24 protein-coding genes are annotated in these 22,232 nt (G+C 65.3%); 8 read left to right on the top strand and 16 right to left on the bottom strand.

Annotated elements, in window-relative coordinates:
• The 3 genes from KBA48_RS24625 to pyrF form a co-directional block, all read right to left on the bottom strand.
• On the bottom strand, positions 1-219 hold a 219-nt coding region (locus KBA48_RS24625; protein ID WP_292911354.1), incomplete at its 3' end, for a hypothetical protein.
• Positions 220-223: 4 nt separating this feature from the next.
• Complete coding sequence (locus KBA48_RS24620; protein WP_292911357.1) at positions 224-868, bottom strand: phosphoribosylanthranilate isomerase; 645 nt, start codon at positions 866-868, stop codon at positions 224-226.
• A 2-nt stretch (positions 869-870) separates the two neighbouring features.
• On the bottom strand, positions 871-1,587 hold the full coding sequence (pyrF, locus tag KBA48_RS24615) for an orotidine-5'-phosphate decarboxylase (protein WP_292911353.1): 717 nt from the start codon (positions 1,585-1,587) through the stop codon (positions 871-873).
• A gap of 191 nt (positions 1,588-1,778) precedes the next feature.
• Between pyrF and KBA48_RS24610 the strand changes: the two genes are divergently transcribed.
• Positions 1,779-2,366, top strand: coding sequence for a DUF2889 domain-containing protein (locus KBA48_RS24610; protein ID WP_292911352.1), 588 nt, complete (start codon positions 1,779-1,781; stop codon positions 2,364-2,366).
• 26 nt (positions 2,367-2,392) lie between these two features.
• Here KBA48_RS24610 and mepA read toward each other — a convergent pair whose 3' ends face one another.
• The 10 genes from mepA to KBA48_RS24560 all read right to left on the bottom strand — a co-directional run bounded on the left by mepA (position 2,393) and on the right by KBA48_RS24560 (position 10,402).
• Positions 2,393-3,247, bottom strand: a complete 855-nt coding sequence (gene mepA, locus KBA48_RS24605) for a penicillin-insensitive murein endopeptidase (RefSeq protein ID WP_292911351.1) — start codon at positions 3,245-3,247, stop codon at positions 2,393-2,395.
• Positions 3,248-3,326: 79 nt separating this feature from the next.
• Positions 3,327-3,995, bottom strand: a complete 669-nt coding sequence (locus KBA48_RS24600) for a DUF882 domain-containing protein (RefSeq protein ID WP_292911350.1) — start codon at positions 3,993-3,995, stop codon at positions 3,327-3,329.
• A gap of 201 nt (positions 3,996-4,196) precedes the next feature.
• Complete coding sequence (locus KBA48_RS24595) at positions 4,197-5,915, bottom strand: L,D-transpeptidase family protein (RefSeq protein ID WP_292911349.1); 1,719 nt, start codon at positions 5,913-5,915, stop codon at positions 4,197-4,199.
• A 71-nt stretch (positions 5,916-5,986) separates the two neighbouring features.
• Positions 5,987-6,310, bottom strand: a complete 324-nt coding sequence (locus KBA48_RS24590; RefSeq protein ID WP_292911348.1) for a type II toxin-antitoxin system PemK/MazF family toxin — start codon at positions 6,308-6,310, stop codon at positions 5,987-5,989.
• A complete protein-coding gene (locus tag KBA48_RS24585; RefSeq protein WP_292911347.1) occupies positions 6,307-6,531 on the bottom strand; it encodes an antitoxin MazE family protein in 225 nt (74 codons plus the stop codon). The genes KBA48_RS24590 and KBA48_RS24585 overlap by 4 nt, the downstream gene beginning before the upstream one ends.
• A 53-nt stretch (positions 6,532-6,584) precedes the next feature.
• On the bottom strand, positions 6,585-7,457 hold the full coding sequence (locus tag KBA48_RS24580; RefSeq protein ID WP_292911346.1) for a 3-hydroxybutyryl-CoA dehydrogenase: 873 nt from the start codon (positions 7,455-7,457) through the stop codon (positions 6,585-6,587).
• 132 nt (positions 7,458-7,589) lie between these two features.
• A complete protein-coding gene (locus KBA48_RS24575) occupies positions 7,590-8,528 on the bottom strand; it encodes an FAD-binding protein (protein ID WP_292911345.1) in 939 nt (312 codons plus the stop codon).
• A gap of 31 nt (positions 8,529-8,559) precedes the next feature.
• Positions 8,560-9,309, bottom strand: coding sequence for an electron transfer flavoprotein subunit beta/FixA family protein (locus tag KBA48_RS24570; protein WP_292911344.1), 750 nt, complete (start codon positions 9,307-9,309; stop codon positions 8,560-8,562).
• 299 nt (positions 9,310-9,608) lie between these two features.
• Positions 9,609-10,199 (bottom strand): cob(I)yrinic acid a,c-diamide adenosyltransferase, encoded by a 591-nt coding sequence (locus tag KBA48_RS24565; RefSeq protein ID WP_292911343.1) that lies wholly within the window; start codon positions 10,197-10,199, stop codon positions 9,609-9,611.
• A gap of 23 nt (positions 10,200-10,222) precedes the next feature.
• Positions 10,223-10,402, bottom strand: a complete 180-nt coding sequence (locus KBA48_RS24560) for a twin transmembrane helix small protein (RefSeq protein ID WP_292911342.1) — start codon at positions 10,400-10,402, stop codon at positions 10,223-10,225.
• A gap of 218 nt (positions 10,403-10,620) precedes the next feature.
• Between KBA48_RS24560 and KBA48_RS24555 the strand changes: the two genes are divergently transcribed.
• On the top strand, positions 10,621-11,502 hold the full coding sequence (locus tag KBA48_RS24555; RefSeq protein ID WP_367273873.1) for a DUF4743 domain-containing protein: 882 nt from the start codon (positions 10,621-10,623) through the stop codon (positions 11,500-11,502).
• A gap of 3 nt (positions 11,503-11,505) precedes the next feature.
• On the opposite strand, the gene KBA48_RS24550 is transcribed toward KBA48_RS24555, so the two are convergent.
• Together KBA48_RS24550 and KBA48_RS24545 are read right to left on the bottom strand one after the other, a co-directional pair.
• Positions 11,506-12,966, bottom strand: a complete 1,461-nt coding sequence (locus tag KBA48_RS24550) for a methyl-accepting chemotaxis protein (protein WP_292911341.1) — start codon at positions 12,964-12,966, stop codon at positions 11,506-11,508.
• 18 nt (positions 12,967-12,984) lie between these two features.
• A complete protein-coding gene (locus tag KBA48_RS24545; RefSeq protein WP_292911340.1) occupies positions 12,985-13,269 on the bottom strand; it encodes a hypothetical protein in 285 nt (94 codons plus the stop codon).
• 347 nt (positions 13,270-13,616) lie between these two features.
• Between KBA48_RS24545 and rlmN the strand changes: the two genes are divergently transcribed.
• Positions 13,617-14,816: a 23S rRNA (adenine(2503)-C(2))-methyltransferase RlmN gene (rlmN, locus tag KBA48_RS24540; protein ID WP_292911339.1), complete on the top strand. Its 1,200-nt coding sequence runs from the start codon at positions 13,617-13,619 to the stop codon at positions 14,814-14,816.
• Positions 14,817-14,944: 128 nt separating this feature from the next.
• Here rlmN and KBA48_RS24535 read toward each other — a convergent pair whose 3' ends face one another.
• Positions 14,945-15,361: a polymer-forming cytoskeletal protein gene (locus tag KBA48_RS24535; protein WP_292911338.1), complete on the bottom strand. Its 417-nt coding sequence runs from the start codon at positions 15,359-15,361 to the stop codon at positions 14,945-14,947.
• 254 nt (positions 15,362-15,615) lie between these two features.
• Here KBA48_RS24535 and KBA48_RS24530 point away from each other — a divergent pair, with 254 nt between their 5' ends.
• The 5 genes from KBA48_RS24530 to KBA48_RS24510 form a co-directional block, all read left to right on the top strand.
• Positions 15,616-16,788: an aspartate aminotransferase family protein gene (locus KBA48_RS24530; protein WP_292911337.1), complete on the top strand. Its 1,173-nt coding sequence runs from the start codon at positions 15,616-15,618 to the stop codon at positions 16,786-16,788.
• Entirely contained in the window at positions 16,785-17,699 is a 915-nt protein-coding gene (gene argF, locus KBA48_RS24525) for an ornithine carbamoyltransferase (RefSeq protein ID WP_292911336.1), read from the top strand. The genes KBA48_RS24530 and argF overlap by 4 nt, the downstream gene beginning before the upstream one ends.
• Positions 17,696-18,667, top strand: coding sequence for an Hsp33 family molecular chaperone HslO (locus KBA48_RS24520; protein WP_292911335.1), 972 nt, complete (start codon positions 17,696-17,698; stop codon positions 18,665-18,667). Before argF ends, KBA48_RS24520 begins: the two co-directional genes overlap by 4 nt.
• A 403-nt stretch (positions 18,668-19,070) precedes the next feature.
• Positions 19,071-21,281, top strand: a complete 2,211-nt coding sequence (gene ptsP / locus KBA48_RS24515; protein WP_292911355.1) for a phosphoenolpyruvate--protein phosphotransferase — start codon at positions 19,071-19,073, stop codon at positions 21,279-21,281.
• An 87-nt stretch (positions 21,282-21,368) separates the two neighbouring features.
• Positions 21,369-22,232: helix-turn-helix domain-containing protein (locus KBA48_RS24510; protein ID WP_292911334.1), on the top strand; the 864-nt coding region annotated here is incomplete at its 3' end.

Here is a 22,232-nt window from a genome sequence, read left to right as displayed (position 1 = left end):
GATATGCATATCGTCCGGTCCGCCCTTTTCCATCCAGGCGCAGGTGCCCTCCACACTGGGAAAGGGCGGTCGCAGGGTGCCATGGCGGAATTTTGGCATCGCGACCATCGCGCACATGGCCGCCGCATCATCCAGCCGCCGCGCCCGCAACCACAGGCCCGGCGGGCCGAAGGCAGCTGGGGTACCGCCGGGCGGCGGGGTGAAGGCGGGCGGATGCATAGGCTTACTCCCCGGTTGCGGCGACCTGCGCCAGGAAGGCCCGGATCAGGTCCGGGCTTTTCCGTCCCGGCGCCTCTTCGACGCCGGACGAGACATCGACGGCCATGGCCCCCGTCGCGCGGATCGCCCCGGCAACATTGGCGGGGTCCAGGCCACCCGACAGCATCCAGGGTTTCCGCCAGACGCGGCCAGCCAGCAAGGACCAGTCGAAGGCAACCCCATTGCCACCAGGCAGAATGGCCCCCTTGGGCGGCTTAGCATCGAACAGCAGCATGTCCACCACCGGCTCATAGGCGGTGGCCGCGTCCAGATCGCCGGCATCCCCGATCTTCAGCGCCTTCATGACCGGCAGGTTGAAACGGGCGCGAATGGCGGCCACGCGGTCCGGCGTCTCGCCGCCGTGAAGCTGGATCAGGTCCAGCGGCACCTGCCCCGTGACGTCGTCCAGCAGATCATCACCGGGATCGACGAACAGGCCCACGACGCGCGTGCCCGTGCCCACCATGCGCGACAGTTCGGCGGCGGTGGCGATGGAGACATTGCGCGGCGATTTCGGAAAAAACACCAGCCCGACCCAGCGCGCCCCGGCATCCAGGGCGGCCTGCATGGTCTCCGGCGTGCTGATCCCGCAGATCTTGGCCTTCACCATACTCATGCGTCCAGTTCCTGGGCAATGCGGCGGGCGGCGGCGGCCGGATCGGCATCGGCCGTGATGGGCCGGCCGATCACCAGATGATCGGCCCCGGCGGCGACCGCATCGCGCGGGCCCATCACCCGCTTCTGATCGTTGGCGGCGGCCCAGGTGGGGCGGATGCCCGGCACCATCAGGGTGAAATCCGCCGGCAGGTCACGGCGCAGCAGCGCCACCTCTGCCGGGGAACAGACGATGCCATCGGCCCCGCTGGCATGGGCGACGCCGGCCAGACGCCGCACCTGATCGGCCGCGGGCACAGCCTGCCCCACGGCAGTCAGGTCCTCGTCCGACAGGCTGGTCAGCACCGTGACGGCCAGGATGCGCATGCGCGGCAGGGACAGGCGCGCCGCCTCCTCCCGCGCGGCATCGGCGGCGGCGCGGATCATGGCGGGCCCGCCACCGGCATGGATGGTCAGAAATGTCGGCGCCAGCGGTGCGACGGACCGCACGGCGCCGGCCACGGTGTTGGGGATGTCATGCAGCTTCAGGTCCAGGAACAGCGGCAGGTCACCGGCCGCGATGACCTCGCGGATGCCGGCCGGCCCCTGGGCCATGAAGAATTCCAGGCCCAGCTTCACCCCACCCACCAATCCTTTGACCATGGCCGCCATGGCTTTCGCCCCCTCGATCTCCGGCATGTCCAGGGCAACGAAGACGCGGTCGGTGGGGCGCATGGCGGAAAGGCTCCAAAGATAAAGGGACGGGCGCAGGTTTAACGCGGAACAGCGGCGGCGCGAAGGGCCGATGCGTCAGCCCTTCCATGCCGCAGGGCGCACCGCCTTACGAATTGGTAAGCACCACGCTTGACCCGCCGCAGGCTGGCGGCCCAAGATACGGACCTTGTTCCAGAACCCGGAGTCGTTCCATGCCCCTGCCGCCCCCGGATGCCGCGCGGGAGCCGATCCATACCCGTCAGGTTACCTGCAACGGCTATCGCCGGGCCGACGGGCTGTGGGATATCGAAGGTCACATCACCGACCGCAAATCCTATGATTTTCTGCGGGATGGCCGGACCGTGCCGGCGGGCGACCCGATCCATGAAATGTGGATACGCCTGACGCTGGACAACCGGTTGACGGTGACCGCCGTGACAGCCGTGACGGATGCCGCGCCCTATCGGATGTGCCCGTCCATCACGGATAATTTCCAGCGGCTGGTGGGGCTGTCGATCGCCAGCGGCTGGACGGCCGCCGTCAAGGAACGGCTGGGCGGGGTGGAGGGCTGCACCCATCTGGTAGAATTGCTGGGGCCGGTCGCGACGACGGCGTTCCAGACCATCGCCCCCTATCTGGAGGATCTGGACAAGAAGGCCCGTGCCGCCATGGTCGTACGGGGAGAGACACCGCCGCCCCGTCGCCGCCCACCCATGCTGGATACCTGCCATATCTGGGCCACGGATGGAGAGGTCGTGGCCCGCGAATGGCCGGAATTTGCGGTCACCAAACAATCATAATATCCAGGTTGGGCGCGGGTATCGCGTCAATCCTTCTCCGCATACAGCGCCAGACAGGCGGCGGGCGGCGGGGGTGGCGGTTTTGGCGGCGGGGCGGAGCCGGTGCTGGGCGGCGGCGGCTTGAACCAGCTCAACAGTTCCTCGCCACAGCCATCGCCCTCGGGCGGGGGTTCCTGCGTCTCGCATTGTTTGGCGTCGGGCGGGCAGTCCAGACGCACATGCAGATGGGCGGCATGGCCGAACCAGGGCCGTACCTTGCGCAGCCAGGATTTGTCGCCCGTCTCCCCCTCGCACAAAGCCAGCTTGATGGCAGGGTTTACGAAGATGCGGGTGACATGGGGGGCGGCGGCCGCCAGCCTGACCAGCCGGGCCTGGGCCGGGCCGAAATTGGTGTTCACGCGCTGGGCCTTGGTATCCACCATGGTGGCGAAATCCTCCCGCTCGCGTTCCGCTACGGGCAGGCGGCCCAGGTCCAGCGCGAACCAGATATCGGCATCCAGACCCATCTGGTGGCTGGCATGGCCCGTCGGCATACGGCCGCCCCGCGGCATGGACATGTCACCCACGGACAGGATGCCCAGCCCCTCCCGCTCCACCTCTCCGGCCAGGGCCTTCAGATAGGCCAGCAGCAGCGGATGGCCGTAATTGCGGTGGCGGGACAGGTTCATCACCTGAAACCCCTGCCCATCGGCAGGCAGGGCATCGGCGCCACGGACGCAGCCATTGGCGTAACTGCCGATGGGCTGCGGCGTCCCCTTGGACGGGTGGCGCAGGCTTTGCGGGGCGGGGGCGGCGCTGTGTTGATGCTTATCGGCGGCCAAGGCCGGGCCTGACCAGAGCAGCAGGGCCAGCGACAGCGATACCGAACGATGCAGGCGCAATCCAGCCTCCGCCCGAAAATGCAACGGCCCGCATCCTATCAGAAGCGGGCCGGCGGAATCCTGGTTCTTTGCAGGTGTGTCACACGCCCCATTGCCGCACGCGGCCGGTATCGACATGCACAAAGCCGGTCTGGCTGTAGATACCGACGCCGCCCAGGCGCAGTTTCAGCGCCTCCTGACGGATGCGGCTCAACTGCCGGCCGGCCATGGTGATGTCGATGGCCTTGCCTTCCATGTGCAGGCTCTTGGTTGCCACCCCTTCCGACCGGGACGCCAGCATGGCGTTGGTCTTGGGGCAGCGATAGCCGGAAATGACCTGGAACGGCTCCTCGGTGCGCAGGCGCTGGCGAAGCTGGAACAGCAGGTCCAGCAGCTTCGGGTCCATGGTCCCGATCTCACCCGTGCGCCAGTCGCGCAGCATATGGTTCACATCCTTCAACGCCGACCGGTCATAGGTGCCATTGTTGAAATAAGTGATCTTCAGCTTTTCGTTGGTGTGCAGCGACACGAAGGAAAGCTGCCGGCGCGGTGCGCTGACCGGGGCGGCATCGGCCGGATTGGTCAGAATGGTGGGAGCGGCAATGGCGGCCCCTGCACCCAGGAACAAACCGCCCAAACCACGCAGAAAGCCGCGGCGGCCGGTTTCAACGCCAAGGTCGACAGAAGAACAGGAAGGGGAGGGGGAATCCGGGGGGACGGCGTTCATCTGTCCAATGGTCAGGTCGGTCGTGTTCGGCCGTGCCACCATGCCCCAATCTCCTTCGCCCCGTCAGGCACCCCCCGCGACCGTTGCGCCGGGGACACTCTCTTTCCTGATTTCGCCAAATGCCCCTGCGCCACAAGCAGGACACAATTGCACTTCTGGCAGAACGGCATAGAGGGTGCAAGCAGAAATCCACCCTTCCGGCCTATTTCCTTCCCTATCTCTTAAGGATTTACCCCCGCCGGGTCAGCGGGTTCCGCTGTCCGTGGCCCGTCCGGCGGCGGCCCCGCCGGGGGCCAGCCGGGCCTCGGCCTCCACCGCGTCCCATTTCACGCGCGATGCCCGCATGGCCGTGGCCAGCTTGCGATCGCGGCCGTAGATGTCGGAGCGGAAATTCACCGATCCGTCATTGGCCACAAAGGCCGTGACATAGGAGATATGGATGGGAATGGGCTGTTTCAGGCGCACGATGGTGCGCTGACCGCTGGCCAGCGCCTCATCCAGGCGGGTGCGTGGCCAGTCCACCGTGCCCGTCAGGCGCAGGATAGTTTCCGCCACGTCGAACGGATGCTCCACCCGGATGCAGCCATGGCTGAAGCTGCGGTTGGCACGGTTGAACAGGTTCTTGGACGGGGTGTCATGCAGATACACGTCGAATTCGTTGGGAAACATCATCTTGATGCGGCCCAGGCTGTTCTTGTCGCCCGGCACCTGACGGACACGATAGGGCAGGCGTGTCATATGGGCCCAGTCCAGGCTGTGCGGGTCCACCGGCACCGCCGTTTCCGACCAGTCGGACAGAAGCTCGTACCCCTGCTTGGCCAGATAGGAAGGGTCCTTCTTCGCCTTGGGGAAAATCTCGTCCCGGACGATCTTGGCCGGCACATGCCAATAGGGATTGACCTCCAGATAGGACATCTTGCGGGAAAAGACGGGGGTACGGGTGGAACTGGTGCCCACCACCACCCGCGCCTCATGCACCACATTGCCCTGGTCGAAGATCGACAGGTGGAAGGCCGCCAGATTGACCAGGATGTAGGACCGGCCCATGTCGATGGGCATCCAGCGCCAGCGTTCCATGTTCATGGCGATCTGGGCCGCGCGCTGATCGGCCGTGATATTCAGCGCCAGCAGGGTCTGCTTGCCCAGCACCCCGTCGGGTTCCAGCCCGTGGCGGGCCTGGAACGTCTTCAGGGCCTCGATCGTGGCGTCGTCGAACAGGGTCGGATCTTCCGGCACCGGTGCATCGACGGGCAGTTCGCCCGTGACGGCCAGGCGCGCGCGCAAGGCCGGCAGGCGGTCGTCATTGCCGCCGGGTTTCAGGGACATATCGGCCATGGGCACGGGCTTCCACCCTCCGGCCGCCGCCAGTTCCCGGTATTGCTGCAACGCGCCCTTCAGATGCTGATATTCCGACCGGCGCGGCGGCAATGCTGACAGTTCGGCGCCTGCATCCTCGACACCGGCCAGCCGGTTCAGCAGGGCCAGCGTATCGATCTCCCGCTTTTCGACATAAAGCTCGCTGTCGATGGACATGGGCGCCAGCCGGCCCGTGGCCAGATCACGGCCATAATCCAGGGCGCCGTGCGACAGCAGCACTTCCAGTTCCGCCAGCGCGTCGGGGCTGTCACCGCGTTCCATCAGGGTGGTGATGCGGGCCACGCCATAATCGGCGGGGTTCAATCCGTCCTGCGCCGCCTTCTGCAGCGCGGTCAGCAACAGCCCGGCCTTGGCCGTCGGCTTACCATGGTCGATCCAGGCGGGGGCGAATTTGCGCTGGTCGTAGAATTTGTCCAGCGTGGCCAGATCCTGGCTGTCGCGGTCGTTCTGAGGCGTATTGACGCCGCCCGCCAGCCGTTGCTGCAACGCCGCCGTGAAGTCCCGGGCAGCCAGGACGGGGGAGGTGATGGCCAGAAGGCAGCTCAGAAGACCAACGGCAAACCCACGCGAAAAGACCGAACCCACCAGCTTCTCCCCAAACCACTTCAGACCGGAACAAGCGTAGCATCGGGCGAAGGGAATATCGAACCCCTCCGTCAGGCAAAGCCAAGGAACAACGCCAGGAGGCGGTTGGTTGCCAACAATATGTCGTCCTCCACCCGGCCGAACACGCTGCCCACCCGCTCACGTTTAACCGTCATGATCTTGTCGATCATGATCTGGGAGGTTTTCCGTAAGCCATTCGCGGTGGTGGGTGCAATAGTAAGGCGTATCAAAGGCGCATCCACCAGGGTACCCGACAGTAAAGCCAGGGTCAGCGTGCTGGTGTTGTCGAACTGGTCAGCCTGGATGACAAGAGCGGGGCGTGGCTTGCCAAAGTCACCGGGCATCGCAACGGTGACGAGATCACCGCGCCTCATGCGGACGTGTCATCCAGATCAGTCAGCGCGTCATCCAGCAGATCCAGCAATTCGTTGTCTGCGGCGTCTGCGCGGGCAACAATCAGGGACTGCCGACGGCACTCCTCTGCAAATCCGGGGCGCGTTGTATCGGGAACCCAAATCCGGACCGGGCGCAACCCGGCATCACGCAGGGAAGTCCTGCGCTTGGTTTCATGTGCGGCACGGTTGGATGCGGGCATGATAATATCTCCCTACCCACAAGATAGGGGAGGTGAGGGGCTAAATCCATCCCTCACCGCGTCGGGCGCGGGGTCGGACCGGAATAGTCGTAGAAGCCGCGACCGACCTTGCGGCCCAGCCAGCCCGCCTCGACATATTTCACCATCAGGGGGCAGGGACGGTACTTGCTGTCGGCCAGCCCCTCATACAGGACCTGCATGATCGACAGACAGGTGTCCAGGCCGATAAAATCCGCCAGTTCCAGCGGGCCCATCGGGTGGTTGGCGCCCAGCTTCATGGCCGTGTCGATGGCTTCCACTCCGCCCACACCCTCATACAGGGTGTAGACCGCCTCGTTGATCATGGGCAGCAGGATGCGGTTGACGATAAAGGCGGGGAAATCCTCGGCGATGGCCGCCGTCTTGCCCAGTCGGACCGTCAGCGCCTTGATCGACTGGAACGTGTCGTCATCGGTGGCGATGCCGCGGATGATCTCCACCAGTTGCATCACCGGCACGGGGTTCATGAAATGCATGCCGATGAATTTTTCCGGCCGGTCGGTCGATGCCGCCAGACGGGTGATGGAGATGGAGCTGGTATTGGTGGCGATGATGGCGGTGGGCGACAGGTTGGGGACCAGGGCCTTCAGGATCAGGCGCTTGACATCCTCCGACTCGGTCGCCGCCTCGATCACCAGATCGCTGTCGTTGAAGATAGACAGATCAGTGGAGGTGGCGATGCGGGCCAGCGCCGCGTCCTTTTCGTCTGCCGTCAGCTTGCCCTTGGCGATCTGCCGGTCGAGATTCTTGGCGATGCCGGCGACGGATTTGGCAAGCTGTTCGGCATTGATGTCCGAAATCGCCACCGACAGGCCCGCTACCGCGCTGACCTGCGCGATGCCGCTGCCCATCTGACCCGCCCCGATAATCCCAACCTTCTCGATCATCGCTGTCCCCATTTCAGGGTTGGAAACCACAAACCTACTGTCGCACGGACAGGCCACCCCCGTACCGGGGACATTTGTCCAATACCGCCATGAAAAACGCGCCGGGGCGGACCCCGGCGCGCTATCACAACCTTACCCCAGCGCTTCCGTCAGCTCCGGGACGATCTTGAACAGATCGCCGACGATGCCGTAATCGGCGACCTGGAACATGGGGGCCTCTTCGTCCTTGTTGATGGCGACGATGACCTTGCTGTCCTTCATGCCGGCCAGATGCTGGATGGCGCCGCTGATGCCGACGGCGATGTACAGTTCCGGGGCCACGATCTTACCGGTCTGGCCGACCTGATAATCGTTGGGCACGAAACCGGCATCGACGGCCGCGCGGCTCGCCCCGACGGCGGCGCCCAGCTTGTCGGCCAGCGCGTCCAGCAGCGGGAAATTGTCGCCCGACTGCATGCCGCGACCGCCGGAGACGATGACGCGGGCAGAGGTCAGTTCCGGACGTTCCGACTTGGTCAGTTCCGCCGACACGAAGGTCGACAGGCCGGCATCGCCCGTGGCCGCGATGGTTTCAACGGCACCGGCGCCACCGGCTTCGCCCGCCGCCTCGAACGCCGTGCCGCGGACCGTGATCACCTTGATCGCGTCCGACGACTTTACGGTTGCGATGGCATTGCCGGCATAGATCGGGCGTTCGAACGTGTCGGCGTCGATAACCGCGCTGATCTCGCTGATCTGCTGCACATCCAGCAGGGCCGCCACGCGCGGGGCCAGGTTCTTGCCGAAGGTCGTGGCCGTGAACAGCACATGGCTGTACCCGCCCGCCTTCACGGCCGCCACCACCAGCGGCGCGAAATTCTCGGCCAGCGGGTTGGCATATTCGGCGCTGTCGGCCAGCAGGGCCTTGGCCACGCCGGCAGCCTTGGACGCCGCGGCACCGGCCTCACCCACACCCGAACCGGCGACCAGCACATGCGTCTCGCCACCGATCTTCGCGGCGGCGCCCAGCGTGGTCAGCGTCGGCTTCTTCACGGAACCCGTCGACGGCTCCGCAACAACCAGAATGCTCATGTTGCTTATCCTTTGAAGACGGAAGGGACGATCAGATGACGCGGGCTTCGTCGCGCAGCTTGGCGACCAGTTCGGCCACCGAGGCGACCTTGACCCCACCCTTGCGCTTGGGCGGTTCCGTCACCTTCAGCACCGTCAGACGCGGAGCGATGTCAACGCCCAGCGCGTCGGGGGCCACCGTCTCGATCGGCTTCTTCTTCGCCTTCATGATGTTGGGCAGCGAGGCATAGCGCGGCTCGTTCAGGCGCAGGTCGGTGGTCACCACCGCCGGCAGCTTCAGCTCCACCGTCTCCAGACCGCCATCGATCTCACGCGTCACGGCAATCTTGCCATCGGCCGGCGCCACCTTGGACGCGAACGTCCCCTGCGCCCAGCCCAGCAAGGCGGCCAGGGCCTGGCCCGTCTGGTTGCTGTCATCATCGATGGCCTGCTTGCCCAGGATCACCAGATCCGGCGCTTCCTTCGCCACCACCGCCTTCAGCAGCTTGGCGACGGCCAGCGGCTGCACCTCGGCATCGGTCTGCACCAGAACGCCACGGTCGCCGCCCATGGCCAGCGCCGTCCGGATCGTCTCCTGCGCGCCCGCAGGGCCGATCGATACAACCACAATCTCCGTCGCCTTGCCCGCTTCCTTCAGACGAACGGCTTCTTCAACCGCGATCTCGTCAAACGGGTTCATCGACATCTTCACATTCGCAAGCTCGACACCGCTGGCGTCAGGCTTCACGCGGATCTTGACGTTGTAGTCAACGACACGCTTAACGGCGACTAGGACTTTCATTGGCGATCCCCTCGCATGATAGCCGGCGGTGGATGGTCCCCGCCTGTTTACCCTGGCGTTCAGCCATTTTTAACCTGGGCCTAAGATTGGGCAATCAACGCCTGCCGTCCAGCCCGACAATCGGGCTCGGACCTTAGAATTGCTGCATTGCACATGTCAATAGTGTGCGTCCGGTAACGTGAAAATGAAATTTCGTTACCAACCCGCATTTTCCTCAAGCCCACAACTTCCCTTTACGTAATGGGAAGATATCAAGCATATCGTGGATTTCAAGCGCGTTTTGCGGGGACGGAACGGGCTTACCCCCGCGTCAGACCCGGTACCCACAACACGTCCGCCGCGCCCTTGTCATTGAGCCAGCGGCCCAGGACAAACAGGTGGTCCGACAGGCGGTTGATATATTTCAGCGCCGGCGCCCCCACTGTCTCCGTCAGCGCCAGTTCCGTCATCTCGCGTTCCGCCCGGCGCGCCACCGTGCGCGCCTGATGCAGCCAGGCGGCGGCGGGCCTGCCACCGGGCAGGATAAAACTGTTGAGCGGCGCCAGTTCGGCATTCATGCGATCGATCTCCGACTCCAGTCTGTCGACCTGGATATCAACGATGCGCAAGGGCGGGTATGGGGGATTCTCCGTCTCCGGTGTGCAGAGATCGGCACCCAGGTCGAACAGATCATTCTGGATGCGGGCCAGCATGGCGTCGGCTTCGACCAGGACGGGGGCATCCGCCGCCGCCCCGGTATGAAGCCGGGCCAGGCCCAGGACCGCGTTCGCCTCGTCCACGGTGCCATAGGCGGCAACACGCAGGGCATGTTTGTGAACGCGGCTGCCATCGCCCAGGGACGTCTGCCCCTTGTCGCCGCCACGGGTATAGATACGGGTCAGGCGAACCATCGGTGCCCTGCTGTCGGTAAGGGTCAGGAAGCCATGAAGGCCAGGGCGAACAGCACGACGGCCGCAACCTGCAGCCGGATGCGCCACCACATCAGCTTATTGCCGTATTTGGCGTTGAAGTCGCCGCCGCGCGCCATGGCGAACAGCCCGATCACCAGCACAGCCAGCGTGGCGATCATGGCCAGGACCATGAGGAAGATCATGAAGCCGCTCATGCCAAACCATATAGCGCGGGACGAACCCGGCGCCCAGGGGCAAAGAGAGGCAAATCGCTGCACCGTCGCGACTCAGGGGCCGGTTTCTGGTATGAGGGCGCACGGCACATACAGCCGGGAGAGCCCATGACCTTGTTCCGTCCCCGCCAGATCGGCATCCGGCCCGCACCGCTGCCGGCCACCGCCCGGTCGCGCCTGGAGATATCATGATGTCCGGTATGCACGCCAATGACCGCCATGCGACGGGGTTCCTGCGCCATGTCCGGGCCTGCAACCAACATGACCTTTCGGGATTCCGCCCCTTCTCCATCGCCGGCATCACTGTCGGCCAGGTACGGCTGGGCTTCATGGAACAGCTTCTGGCGCTGGGAGCGCCCTTTGTGCCGGATGCCGGCGGGGTTGCCCTGCATCCCGGCCTGACCGGGCCGGAGGCGCGGACCCGGGCCGTGGCCGCGGCCCTGGACAGGCTGGTGGCGGATGGCACCATCCCCAGGCTTCGCCGCGAAATGTACGCCGTGTCGGAAAGCTGGGGCCGGCCCGTGCTGATGGAGATGGACCGCGCCGCCGTGCCGTTTTTCGGCATCACGGCCTATGGGCTGCATGTCAATGGCTTCGTCCGCGCGCCCGACGGCCTTCATCTCTGGGTCGGCAAGCGGGCCATGGATCGGGGCGTGGCCCCCGGCCAGTACGACAATCTGGTGGCCGGCGGACAGCCGGCGGGCCTCAGCCTGGCCGACAATCTGGTCAAGGAAGCCTGGGAAGAGGCGGGCCTGTCGCGGGAGATGGCGATGACGGCGGCGCCGGTGGGCGTGATCACCTATCTGATGGAACAGGACAAGGGGCTGAAACCCGATGTCCTGTTCCTCTACGATCTGGAACTGCCCGCCGATTTTGTGCCCCGCAATACCGACGGGGAGGTGGAGCGGTTCGAACTCTGGCCCCTGGCCCGTGTCGCCGCCAGCGTGCGCGACAGCGACGACTGGAAATTCAACGTCAACCTGACGGTGATCGATTTCCTGATCCGGCATGGCTGGCTGACGCCGGACCATCCCGAATATCTGGACCTGTGCCGGGGGCTTCGGCGATAGACATCAGGCAGCGTCGCGCAGTTCCCGGATGAAGCCGTCCAGCCGCTGGTTCATGTCGCCCGACAGACGTTCGGCATCCTCTGCCGTCTCATTGGTCTTACCCACGGCTTCGGCGATGCCGGCCGTCATGTCGGCCATCCGCGACACCACGGAGCCCAGCGACGCGGTGCGCAGCGACACGGTCTGGATCGACCGGCTGATCTCCACGACGGTGGCTTCCTGCTGCTGCACGGCATCGGAGATTTCGCCCGCACCGCTGTCCAGCCCCGTGACGGCATCGGCCACACTGGCAATGGCGTCCACGGCGGCACGGGTGGCGGCCTGGATCTCCGCCACCTGCCGGCTGATATCCTCCGTCGCGCGGCCGGTCTGGGTGGCCAGGCTCTTTACCTCCGACGCGACGACGGCGAAGCCCTTGCCCGCCTCACCCGCCCGCGCCGCCTCGATGGTGGCATTAAGGGCCAGCAGATTGGTCTGACCCGCGATATCGGCGATCAGTTGCACGACACTGCCGATACGGGCAGCGGTTTCCGACAGTTCGGCGACCCTTTCGCGCACACGCCCCACCTCTCCCGCCGTGCTGCGCGCCTGAGTGGCGGCACCGGTGGCGGTGCGGGCGACCTCGGCGATGCTGGCGGCCATTTCCTCCACGGCGGCGGCCACGGCGGCCGCATGGCCCGTGGCCTCCTCCGCCTCCGACCGGGCCTCCTGCGTCATCTGGCCGGTGCTTGCCACCGAACGGTCCAACAGTCCCGCCTCCTCCTTCAGAGCGCGCACGGCTCCGTCCAGCCGGAGGGTCATGCTTTCGACATCCACCACGAACCGGTCGGCCAGCGCCTTGCGCAGGGCCACGCGTTCAGCCCGCTGCGCCTCGGCCGCCTTCAACTGTGCGTCACGCAGACGCTCCGTCTCGACGGCCGCCTGCTCTGCCTTGGCACGAGCCTGTTCGCTGTAAAGGAAGGAATTCTCCAGGTTCCAGGAGAGCCAGAGCAGCACGCCCGTCTCCATGATCACCACGGCCGCATGCACGATGACGCGCAGCAGGCTGCCCTGTCCGTCGGGAAAGACCAGGGAGGGAAGCAGGAAGGACAGGGTCAGGTGATGCACCGCCGTGACGCCCGCCGCCACCAGGATCACGCGCCAGTTGCAGAACGCGGTCAGCATGGCCAGCACGGCAAAATAAAGGAAATGGCTGTCGATCTGCCACGGGCCGGCCGAAGCGGCGACCACCACCGACACCTGCCCGATGGCCAGGACGGCGATCAGGTAATCGATCGCCGGCCGGGCCATGCGGGTGACATGGGCCCCGGTGCCGATGGCGGCGATCAGTGCTGACAGAACCAGCGGCATGACCCAGCCGACCTCTCCCCGGATCAGCGACACCAGCGTCAGCGGCACGCAGAGCCAGAGGAAGGCCACAAAAAGGATCAACGCGGCGGAACGGATACGATCGATGGGTGACATGGGATGACCTCTCCTTCCTCAACTCTTCCTTGACGGCCCGCAATCCACCAGCGTGCCGGACATCAGCAGCGCCGGCAGCCGCGACAGGCGGCGCGCACTTTCATCGTCCGGAACCTGGACCAGCCAGATCTGTGGCCCCCGGCCCGCCAGGGGACGCCCGTCGCGAAGTTCGACGCCGGTCAGGGCCAGCGCCGTCACCTGCGCGTCGCGCCCCATCCAGGGGGGCAGCAGCACCGCCAATGTCGTGCCCGCCGCCGGCACCGCCGACATTGCAACCAGAACGGGAGCGAGCAGCAGAAGCATCGCCGCAAGAAAAACAAAAACAGTTTGCCGAGAGAACATTTTTATGGAAACCGGAACGGGTCTGTGGAAACGATACAGATACTGAGAGGATGGCATGAAACGGAGCACTGTTCATACAAGTCCACCTGACCCTGCGCATAGGTCAATGATCCAGCCATGTCAGCGGCGGAGGTTGATATTTACCGGCATGACAAAAGGGCCGAGCCACCCTTTCCAAAGGGCGTAGATCTTTCGGGATATTGGAAACCCATCCCCCGGTCGCGGCGGTCGGTTGCGCGCCCTGCAAGCCTCCCCCAGTCCCAAGGCCCCTTGCCAGAGGGACCGGCTTGCGTCATCTACAGCCGATCATGGGCATCGAAAATCACAGCAGCAATTTCGCGCCGGCGGCCCGCACCGACGGCCTGATCAATCTTGTCGGCCTTTCCCGCGAAGAGCTGGAAAGCACGCTGGTCGACGCCGGATTCGAAAAATTCCGCGCGCGCCAGGTCTGGCACTGGATCTATCATCGCGGCGTCACCGATTTCGCGCTGATGTCAACTCTGGCCAAGCCGGCGCGCGAAAAGATGGCCGAGCATTTTGTGGTCGACCGTCCGACGCCCGTGAAGGATCTGAAATCCGTCGATGGCACACGCAAATGGCTGTGCCGCATGCATGACGGGCAGGAGGTGGAGGCCGTCCACATCCCGGAGGAGGATCGCGGCACCCTGTGCGTCTCCTCCCAGGTGGGCTGCACGCTGACCTGTCGCTTCTGCCATACGGGGACCCAGCGCCTGGTGCGCAACCTGACGGCGGATGAGATTGTGGGACAGGTGATGCTGGCCCGCGACCATCTGGAGGAATGGCCCAGCCCGCCGGACGGGCGCATGCTGTCCAACATCGTCATGATGGGCATGGGCGAGCCACTCTATAATTATGACCATGTCGCCAAGGCGCTGAAGATCATCATGGATGGGGAAGGTATCTCCATCTCCAAGCGCCGCATCACCCTGTCGACCAGCGGTGTGGTGCCCATGATGAAGCGGGCGGGCGAGGAACTGGGCGTCAATCTGGCCGTGTCGCTGCATGCCGTGAATGACGAGCTGCGCGACCGGATCGTGCCCATCAACCGCAAATACCCGATCAAGGAATTGATGGACGCGGTGCGCAATTATCCGGGCCTGAACAATGCCCGGCGCTGCACCTGGGAATATGTCATGCTGAAGGGTGTCAATGACAGCATGGCCGACGCCCGTGAACTGGTGCGTCTGATCCGTGGCATCCCATCGAAGATCAACCTGATCCCGTTCAATCCCTGGCCCGGTTCGCCGTTCGAGCGCAGCGATTGGGAGCAGATCGAGAAGTTCAGCGATTATGTGAACGAGGCCGGCTATGCCAGCCCCATCCGCCGCCCGCGCGGGGATGACATCCTGGCGGCATGCGGCCAGTTGAAAAGCGAAAGCCAGCGGCCCAGCGCAACGCAGCGCGCGGCACAACTTGAACAGCACAAGATCCTGGCGGCGGAATATGCCGCACAGATCGCCGCCAAGGAAGCCGCGCTGGCGCTATAGGGCTGATCAGCAGGACCCACCGTCACGACACACGCACGACACAAGGGCGTGGCGCACGGGGACCCGGATGTGAGGAACAGGTTGGCATCCGGCGGTCTTGGCGGCCGCCGATGCCCCCCCAGGGCATATCAGGGGGCCTTGCCCGTCTGCAAAGTGCCGGTGACGCTGCCGCCATCGGCGATATTGATGCGGCCATAGCGGATGGTGCCATCCACCTGCCCCGTTTCCCCGACGGACAGGATGCCGGTGATTTCCAGCGTACCTGTGGCGCGGCCATTGACGCGCATCTGTTCGACCTTGGCCACACCTTCGAAATGCCCGCCCTCGGCAATTTCCAGGATCTTGATCTCGTTCAGGGTCACATCGACCAGCCGCCCCGCCACATGCAGCGTGTGGCAATGGGAAATCTTCGCCCCTTCGATGCGCGCCTCGGCGGAGATGGTGGTGATGCCCCCGGTGGAGGGCCCGCTTTCAACCGCCGCTTCGGCAATGCCATGCAGGCCGGGACGCTGGAAACTGCGCGGGTCCAGGATATCGTTGGGCATCGGTTGAACAACTCCGCCAGGGTGGACCGGGTGACGGTCGGCATTATTGGGACAGACCATAAGGAAACGGCCCGTCATTTCGGTTTCATTCATAAGCTGAAAGGGTTAAATCCGCAACGCTTCTTGCCCACGTCACGATAGGGATGCATGGGGGTGCGTTGACAGGCGCAACCTTGCAGCCAATAGTCCGCGGTTCCGGCGTCCGGGTATCCTGCCCGTTTCGCTTCGGACTATGGCTCGATGGAGTTGCAGCCGTGATCCCTGTTGTGATGCCCACCTATTCCCGCATCGACATTGTGTTCGAGCGGGGTGAAGGCGCCCATATCTGGGACACGACAGGCCGACGATTCCTGGATTTCACCGCCGGCATCGCGGTGAACGCGCTCGGTCACGCGCACCCCTATCTGGTGCAAAAGCTGACCGAGCAGGCAGGCAAGCTCTGGCACACGTCCAACCTGTTCCGCGTGGCGGGCCAGGAGGAGCTGGCGCGGCGTCTGTGCGACCTGACCTTCGCCGACACGATGTTCTTCACCAATTCCGGGGTGGAAGCATTCGAATGCGCGGTCAAGACGGTGCGCAAGTATCAGCATGATACCGGCCATCCGGAAAAGACCCGCTTCATCGTGGTGGGCGGCGCCTTCCATGGCCGGTCCACGACCGCCATCGCGGCCGCCAAGTCGGAAAAGATGGTGGGCGGATTCGGCCCCCTGCTGGATGCGTTCGATCAGGTGCCGTTCGGCAACATGAACGAGCTGCGCGCCGCCATCACCCCGGAAACGGCTGCCATCGTGGTGGAACCGATCCTGGGTGAAGGCGGGATCGTGGTGGGCAGCGACGACTATCTGAAGGCGCTGCGCGACACGGCGGACGAATTCGGCCTGCTGCTGGTGTTTGACGAGATCCAGACGGGTGTCGGCCGTACCGGCAAGCTGTTCGCCCATGAATGGGCCGGGGTCACCCCGGACGTCATGCCCATCGCCAAGGGTATCGGCGGCGGTTTCCCCGTCGGCGCCTGTCTGGTCAGCGAGAAGGCGGCCAAGGGCATGGTGCCGGGCACGCACGGGTCCACCTTCGGCGGCAATCCGCTGGCCATGGCCGTTGCCAACGCCGTCCTGGACGTCATCACCGCTCCGGGTTTCCTGGAACAGGTGCAGGCAACAGGTGCGAAACTGAAGGCCGAACTGGACAGGCTGGTCGCCAAATACCCGACCGTTCTGGCCGATGCGCGCGGCAAGGGCCTGATGCTGGGCCTGAAATGCGTGAAGCCGAACGCGGAGGTGGTGACCCGCCTGCGTGAGAACGGCCTGCTGACCGTGCCGGCGGCCGAGAATGTCATCCGTATCCTGCCGCCGCTGACCATCGGCGACGCAGAGATCGCGGAGGCCGTTTCCATCATCGACAAGACCTGCCTGGAGCTGGCGCAATGACCTATCCCACGTCCCCCCGCCATTTCCTGGACATTCATAACCACAGCACCGAGGAACTGCGCGAAATGCTGGGCCGTGCGGCCTTCATGAAGCGTGGACAGGGGGCCGAGCGCCCCCTGCTGGGCAAGACCCTGGCCCTGATCTTCGAAAAGCCCAGCACCCGTACCCGCGTCTCGTTCGAGGTGGGCATGCGTCAGTTGGGTGGCGAGGTCATCTGCCTGACTGGCAAGGAAATCCAGCTTGGCCATGGCGAGACGATCGGCGACACGGCGCGTGTCCTGTCGCGCTATGTCGATATCATCATGCTGCGCACCGACCATGAGGCGAAGCTGCAGGAGATGGCGGAGGCGGCGACCGTCCCCGTCATCAACGGCCTGACCGACAGTTCGCACCCCGTGCAGATCATGGCCGACATCCTGACCTATGAGGAACGCAAGGGCCCTGTGAAGGATGCCGTCTTCTGCTGGACTGGCGATGCCAACAATGTCTGCGAAAGCCTGATCCACGCATCGGTGGCGTTCGATTTCGAACTGCGCATCGCCTGCCCGCCGGAACTGTCGCCCTCGCACCAGACGCTGGAATGGATCAAGGCCAACAAGGGCCGCGTCACCGTTCATCGCGATGTGGAAGAGGCGGCGGCGGGCGCCGATGCCCTGGTCACCGACACCTGGGTGTCGATGCACAACAAGGATGCGCATCGCCGCCACAATCTGCTGAAGTCTTATCAGGTAAACGATCGCGTCATGGGTCTGGCGAAAAAAGACGCCATATTCATGCATTGTCTGCCCGCACACCGCGAGGAGGAGGTGACGTCCAGCGTCATCGACGGTCCGCAGTCGGCCGTGTGGGACGAGGCAGAAAACCGCATGCACGCCCAGAAGGGCATTCTGACCTGGTGCCTGAACCGATGACTTCCCAGCCCCCCGTGGCGGGCCATCCCCGCCACGATACCAATACCGTGACCGCCGAATTCGATGTCTGCCAGCCGTTCCAGTTGGACAGCAGTTCCTTCCGGGGGCGGCTGATCCGGCTGGGTCCGGCGCTGGATGAGATCATCAAGCGGCATAATTACCCGGACGAGCTGGCGCCCCTGCTGGCCGATACCATTCTGCTGGCCGCGACGCTGGCCTCGTCCTTGAAGTATGACGGTATCTTCACCTTGCAGACCAAGGGCGACGGCCCCGTCGCCTATACGGTCTCGGACGTCACCTCGGTCGGCGATCTGCGCGGCTATGCCCGTTTCGACGCCGACCGCTTGGCCGAACAGCGCACACATAAGGGCTTCAAGGCCGATCTCGGGTCCCTGCTGGGGGCCGGCTATGTCGCCTTTACCGTGGACCAGGGCGAACATACCGAACGCTACCAGGGCATCGTGGAACTGCGCGGGGCCACCCTGGCCGACGCCGTGCGCCATTATTTCCGGCAGTCCGAACAGTTGGCCGCGTCCATCAAGAGCTTCGTGTCGAAGGACGCGGATGGCAAATGGGTGGGCGGCGCCATCATGCTGCAGGCCCTGCCGCCGGAAAATGCCGGCACCTTTGCCGACCATCAGGCCGGCGTGCGGGAAGAGGATTGGCACCGGGCCGGCGTGCTGCTGGAAACCGTGACCGCGCATGAATTGCTGGACCCGGCCCTGTCGGTGAACGAGCTGATCTTCCGCCTGTTCCACGAGGAAAGCCCGCGCATCTATGAGCGCCGGGAACTGCGCCCCGGCTGCCGCTGCTCGCGCGAGCGGGTGACGGGTGCGCTGCGCAGCATCGAGCGCACGGATCTGGACGATATGCGGATCGACGGTGTCGTCGCCGTAAGCTGCGAGTTCTGCAACGCCACCTACACATTCAACGATGCCGAGCTTGACGAGGTTTATGCCGGCTTCTGATGCCAGCGACGGCGCAAACAGGCTGGCGCCCAGCGCTTAAGGGAACACTGAACAGGCCGGCGACCGCCGGGCCCGGCGCCCATGCGCCGTAAGCCAAGCCGCCGGAGGGCGGCGCCCGGCGTTTCAGGGGCAGCGAACAACCCGGCGACGAAGGGTATATGAACAGGCATACCCCGATTTAAGCACGCCTGACCGCCATTCCATCCGTGTGATGCCGCGCTTCCTGTGGTAGGGATACGCAACCGGCCGCCCATATCCTGGGGGCCGGGCCTGGTGCTTCGCGGATGGAATTGGTCAGGCCATGACGATGATGAGCGGCACCCCGGCGATCCTGCCGGAGGTGGGACGGAGCCCCGATCCCGTGGCCGGCGCACGGCGCCTGCTGGCCCGCCTGCGCGACGTCATGGCGGGCAGCGGCTCGGCGCAGGACCGGCTCGACAAGATCGTCATGACCATCGCCCATGAAATGGCGGCCGACGTCTGCTCCTGCTATGTCATGCGCGCGGGCGAGGTGCTGGAACTGTTCGCCACCATCGGCCTGAACCAGGATGCCGTCCACAAGACACGCATGCGGGTGGGCGAGGGTCTGATCGGTGATGTGGCGGCCCATTCGCGGCCCATCGCGCTCGCCAACGCGCCCAGCCATCCCAATTTCGCCTATCGCCCCGAAACGGGGGAGGACCCGTTCAACGGCTTCTTGGCCGTGCCCATCCTGCGCGGGGGCCGCGTGCGCGGCGTGCTGTCCATCCAGCACAAGGACCGCCGCGACTATGACGAGCAGGAGGTGGAGACACTGCAGACCATCGCCATGATCGTGGCGGAACTGGTGGTCGTGGGCGAACTGGTCGACAGCCGCGAATTGTCGGTGGTCAATGATCTGGTGCTGCTGCCCTCACGCGTGGAGGGGACCAGCCTGAACCGGGGTGTCGGCATGGGCGTGGCCGTGCTGCACCGGCCGCAACTGACCATCCGGCAGATGGTGGCCGATGATCCGGAGGCCGAGCTGGCGCGGCTGAAAGAGGCCGTGGAAAGCATGCATTCGGCCATCGACCAGATGCTGATCGCCGTGGGCCAGGCCGACAGCGAACATGCCGAGATCATGCAGACCTATCGCATGGTTGCCGCCGACCGTGGCTGGCTGAACCGCATCCGGGAGGCGATCCGGTCCGGCCTGACGGCGGAAGCTGCGGTCCAGCGGGTGCAGGACGATAATTCCGCCCGCATGGCGCAGGTGGCCGATCCCTATATCCGCGACCGGCTGCTGGACCTGAACGACATCACCAACCGGCTGTTGCAGCATCTGGCCGGCAAGCCGGTGGCGGCCACGGGCGGCACCCTGCCCGATGAATTTGTGCTGGTGGCCCGCAATCTGGGCCCCGCCGAACTGCTGGATTACGACCGCCGCCGCCTGCGCGCCCTGGTGCTGGAGGAAGGGTCGGCCTATTCCCATGTTGCCATCGTGGCCCGCGCGCTGGATATCCCCGTCGTGGGACAGGCGGCGGACATTCTGCGCCGGGTGGAGCCGTTGGATTTCCTGATCGTCGATGGCGACAATGGTCAGGTCTTCGTGCGCCCCGCCGACGACATCCAGGCCGTCTTCACCGCCAGTCTGGCCGCGCGCCAGCGCCGGCAGGCCGAATATGCCAAGCTGCGCGATCTGCCCGCCGTCACGCGTGACGGGCAGGAGGTGAAGCTGATGCTGAATTGCGGGCTGCTGATCGACCTGCCGCATCTGAAGACGACAGGGGCGGATGGCGTGGGCCTGTACCGCACCGAAATCCCCTTCATGGTCCGCCCCTCCTATCCCGACGTGGCGACCCAGTTCGAGAATTACAGCAAGGTGCTGGAGGAAGCGGGCGACAAGCCCGTCAATTTCCGCACCCTGGATGTGGGCGGCGACAAGACCCTTCCTTACTTCCCCGAACTGGGGGAGGAGAATCCGGCCCTGGGCTGGCGCGCCATCCGCATCGGGCTGGACCGTCCGTCCATGCTGCGCAAGCAGTTGCGCGCCATGCTGATGGCCGGGGCGGGGCGTGATGTGCGTATCATGTTCCCCATGATCGCCACCGTGGCCGAATTCATCCAGGCGCGCCGCATCCTGGACCTGGAGGTGGCACGCCTGCGCGACAGCGGCCAGCCGGGCCCGCGCGACCTGAAGGTCGGCGTGATGATGGAGGTGCCGGCCCTGCTGTTCCAGTTGGACGCGCTGCTGCCGCTGGTCGATTTCATGTCGGTCGGGTCGAACGACATGTTGCAGTATCTGTTCGCCTGCGACCGCGGCAATCCGATGATGAATAACCGCTACGACCTGCTGTCACCGGCCATGCTGCGCGTGCTGAAATTGCTGGTCGAACAATGCGGGAAGGCGGACGTGACCCTGTCTCTGTGCGGGGAGATGGCCAGCAAGCCGCTGGATGCCATGGCCCTGCTGGGCGTGGGCATGCGTCACCTGTCCATGTCGGCGCCGGCCTTTTTTGAGGTGAAGGGCATGCTGCGGTCCCTGCATGTGGGGGATCTGGCCGCCTATATGGACCAGCTCTATCAACTGCCGGCCCGCAGCCTGCGCCCCCATCTGAGGGCCTATGCGGCCGATCACGGCGTGCTTCTGGGATAAACCCTTCCCCGGGCGGGCGGGTTGCGCCACGGGGTCACGGTTGGTAAGACAAGGCACATCAGGCCAAGGCCAAGCCGGCGGGGAACCATGGGCGACCAGAAGCACGATATGCGCGACATGCGCCAGGGTGGAACGGTGACCGCCGACCCCGCCGACACGGCACCGCATCCGCATGCCGGCCCCCGCCATGTGGGAGAGGCGCTGAAGGCCCGGCGCGAGGCGCTGGGCTATGCCCTGCCCGATCTGGCCGCCAACCTGCGTATCCGCCTGAACTTCCTGGAAGCGATCGAGGATGGGCGCTGGGGCGACCTGCCCGGCCATGCCTATTCCACGGGGTTCCTGCGCTCCTATGCCCAGATCGTGGGGCTGGACCCCGGCGCCGTGCTGCAGCGCTTCAAGCAGGACGCGGCCGGGCACGAACCCGCCCCGGAACTCTATTTCCCGGAGCCGGTGAATGAAAGCCGCGTGCCGGGCGGGGCCGTGCTGTTGCTGTCGGCCCTGCTGGCCGTGGCCGTCTATGGCGGCTGGTACGTGCTGTCCGCCTCCAACCGGTCCGTCGGCGATCTGGTGCCGGCCCTGCCGGAACGGCTGTCCAAGCTGATCTATGGCGATGGCACCGTCGTGGAACCCCTGCCCACACCGACACCGACGCTGAATGCCGGTCAGGTGGAGGCGCTGGTGGAGGGGGCTCCCCCGTCGGTGCCAGAAGTGGGCACGGCCGGGACCAGCCCCCTGCCCGCCCCTGCCCCCACGATCGTGGCGGATGCCGGGACACCGCTGCCCGCCACCGACACCACGCCCGTGGCCGAGGGTCCGACCACGGACGAGGACAGCGAGGTGCCGCAACTGCCCGATCTGGGACAGACGGCCGTGCCGCCCGCCGCGGACCCCGCCACCCCGGATGTGGAACCCGTGGCTGCCGGTGAAGCCGCCGCCCTGCCCGCCCCGCCC

This window comes from Niveispirillum sp. (genome assembly GCF_017996735.1).
GTDB lineage: Bacteria > Pseudomonadota > Alphaproteobacteria > Azospirillales > Azospirillaceae > Niveispirillum.
This window is presented reverse-complemented; position numbering and strand designations above follow the sequence as displayed.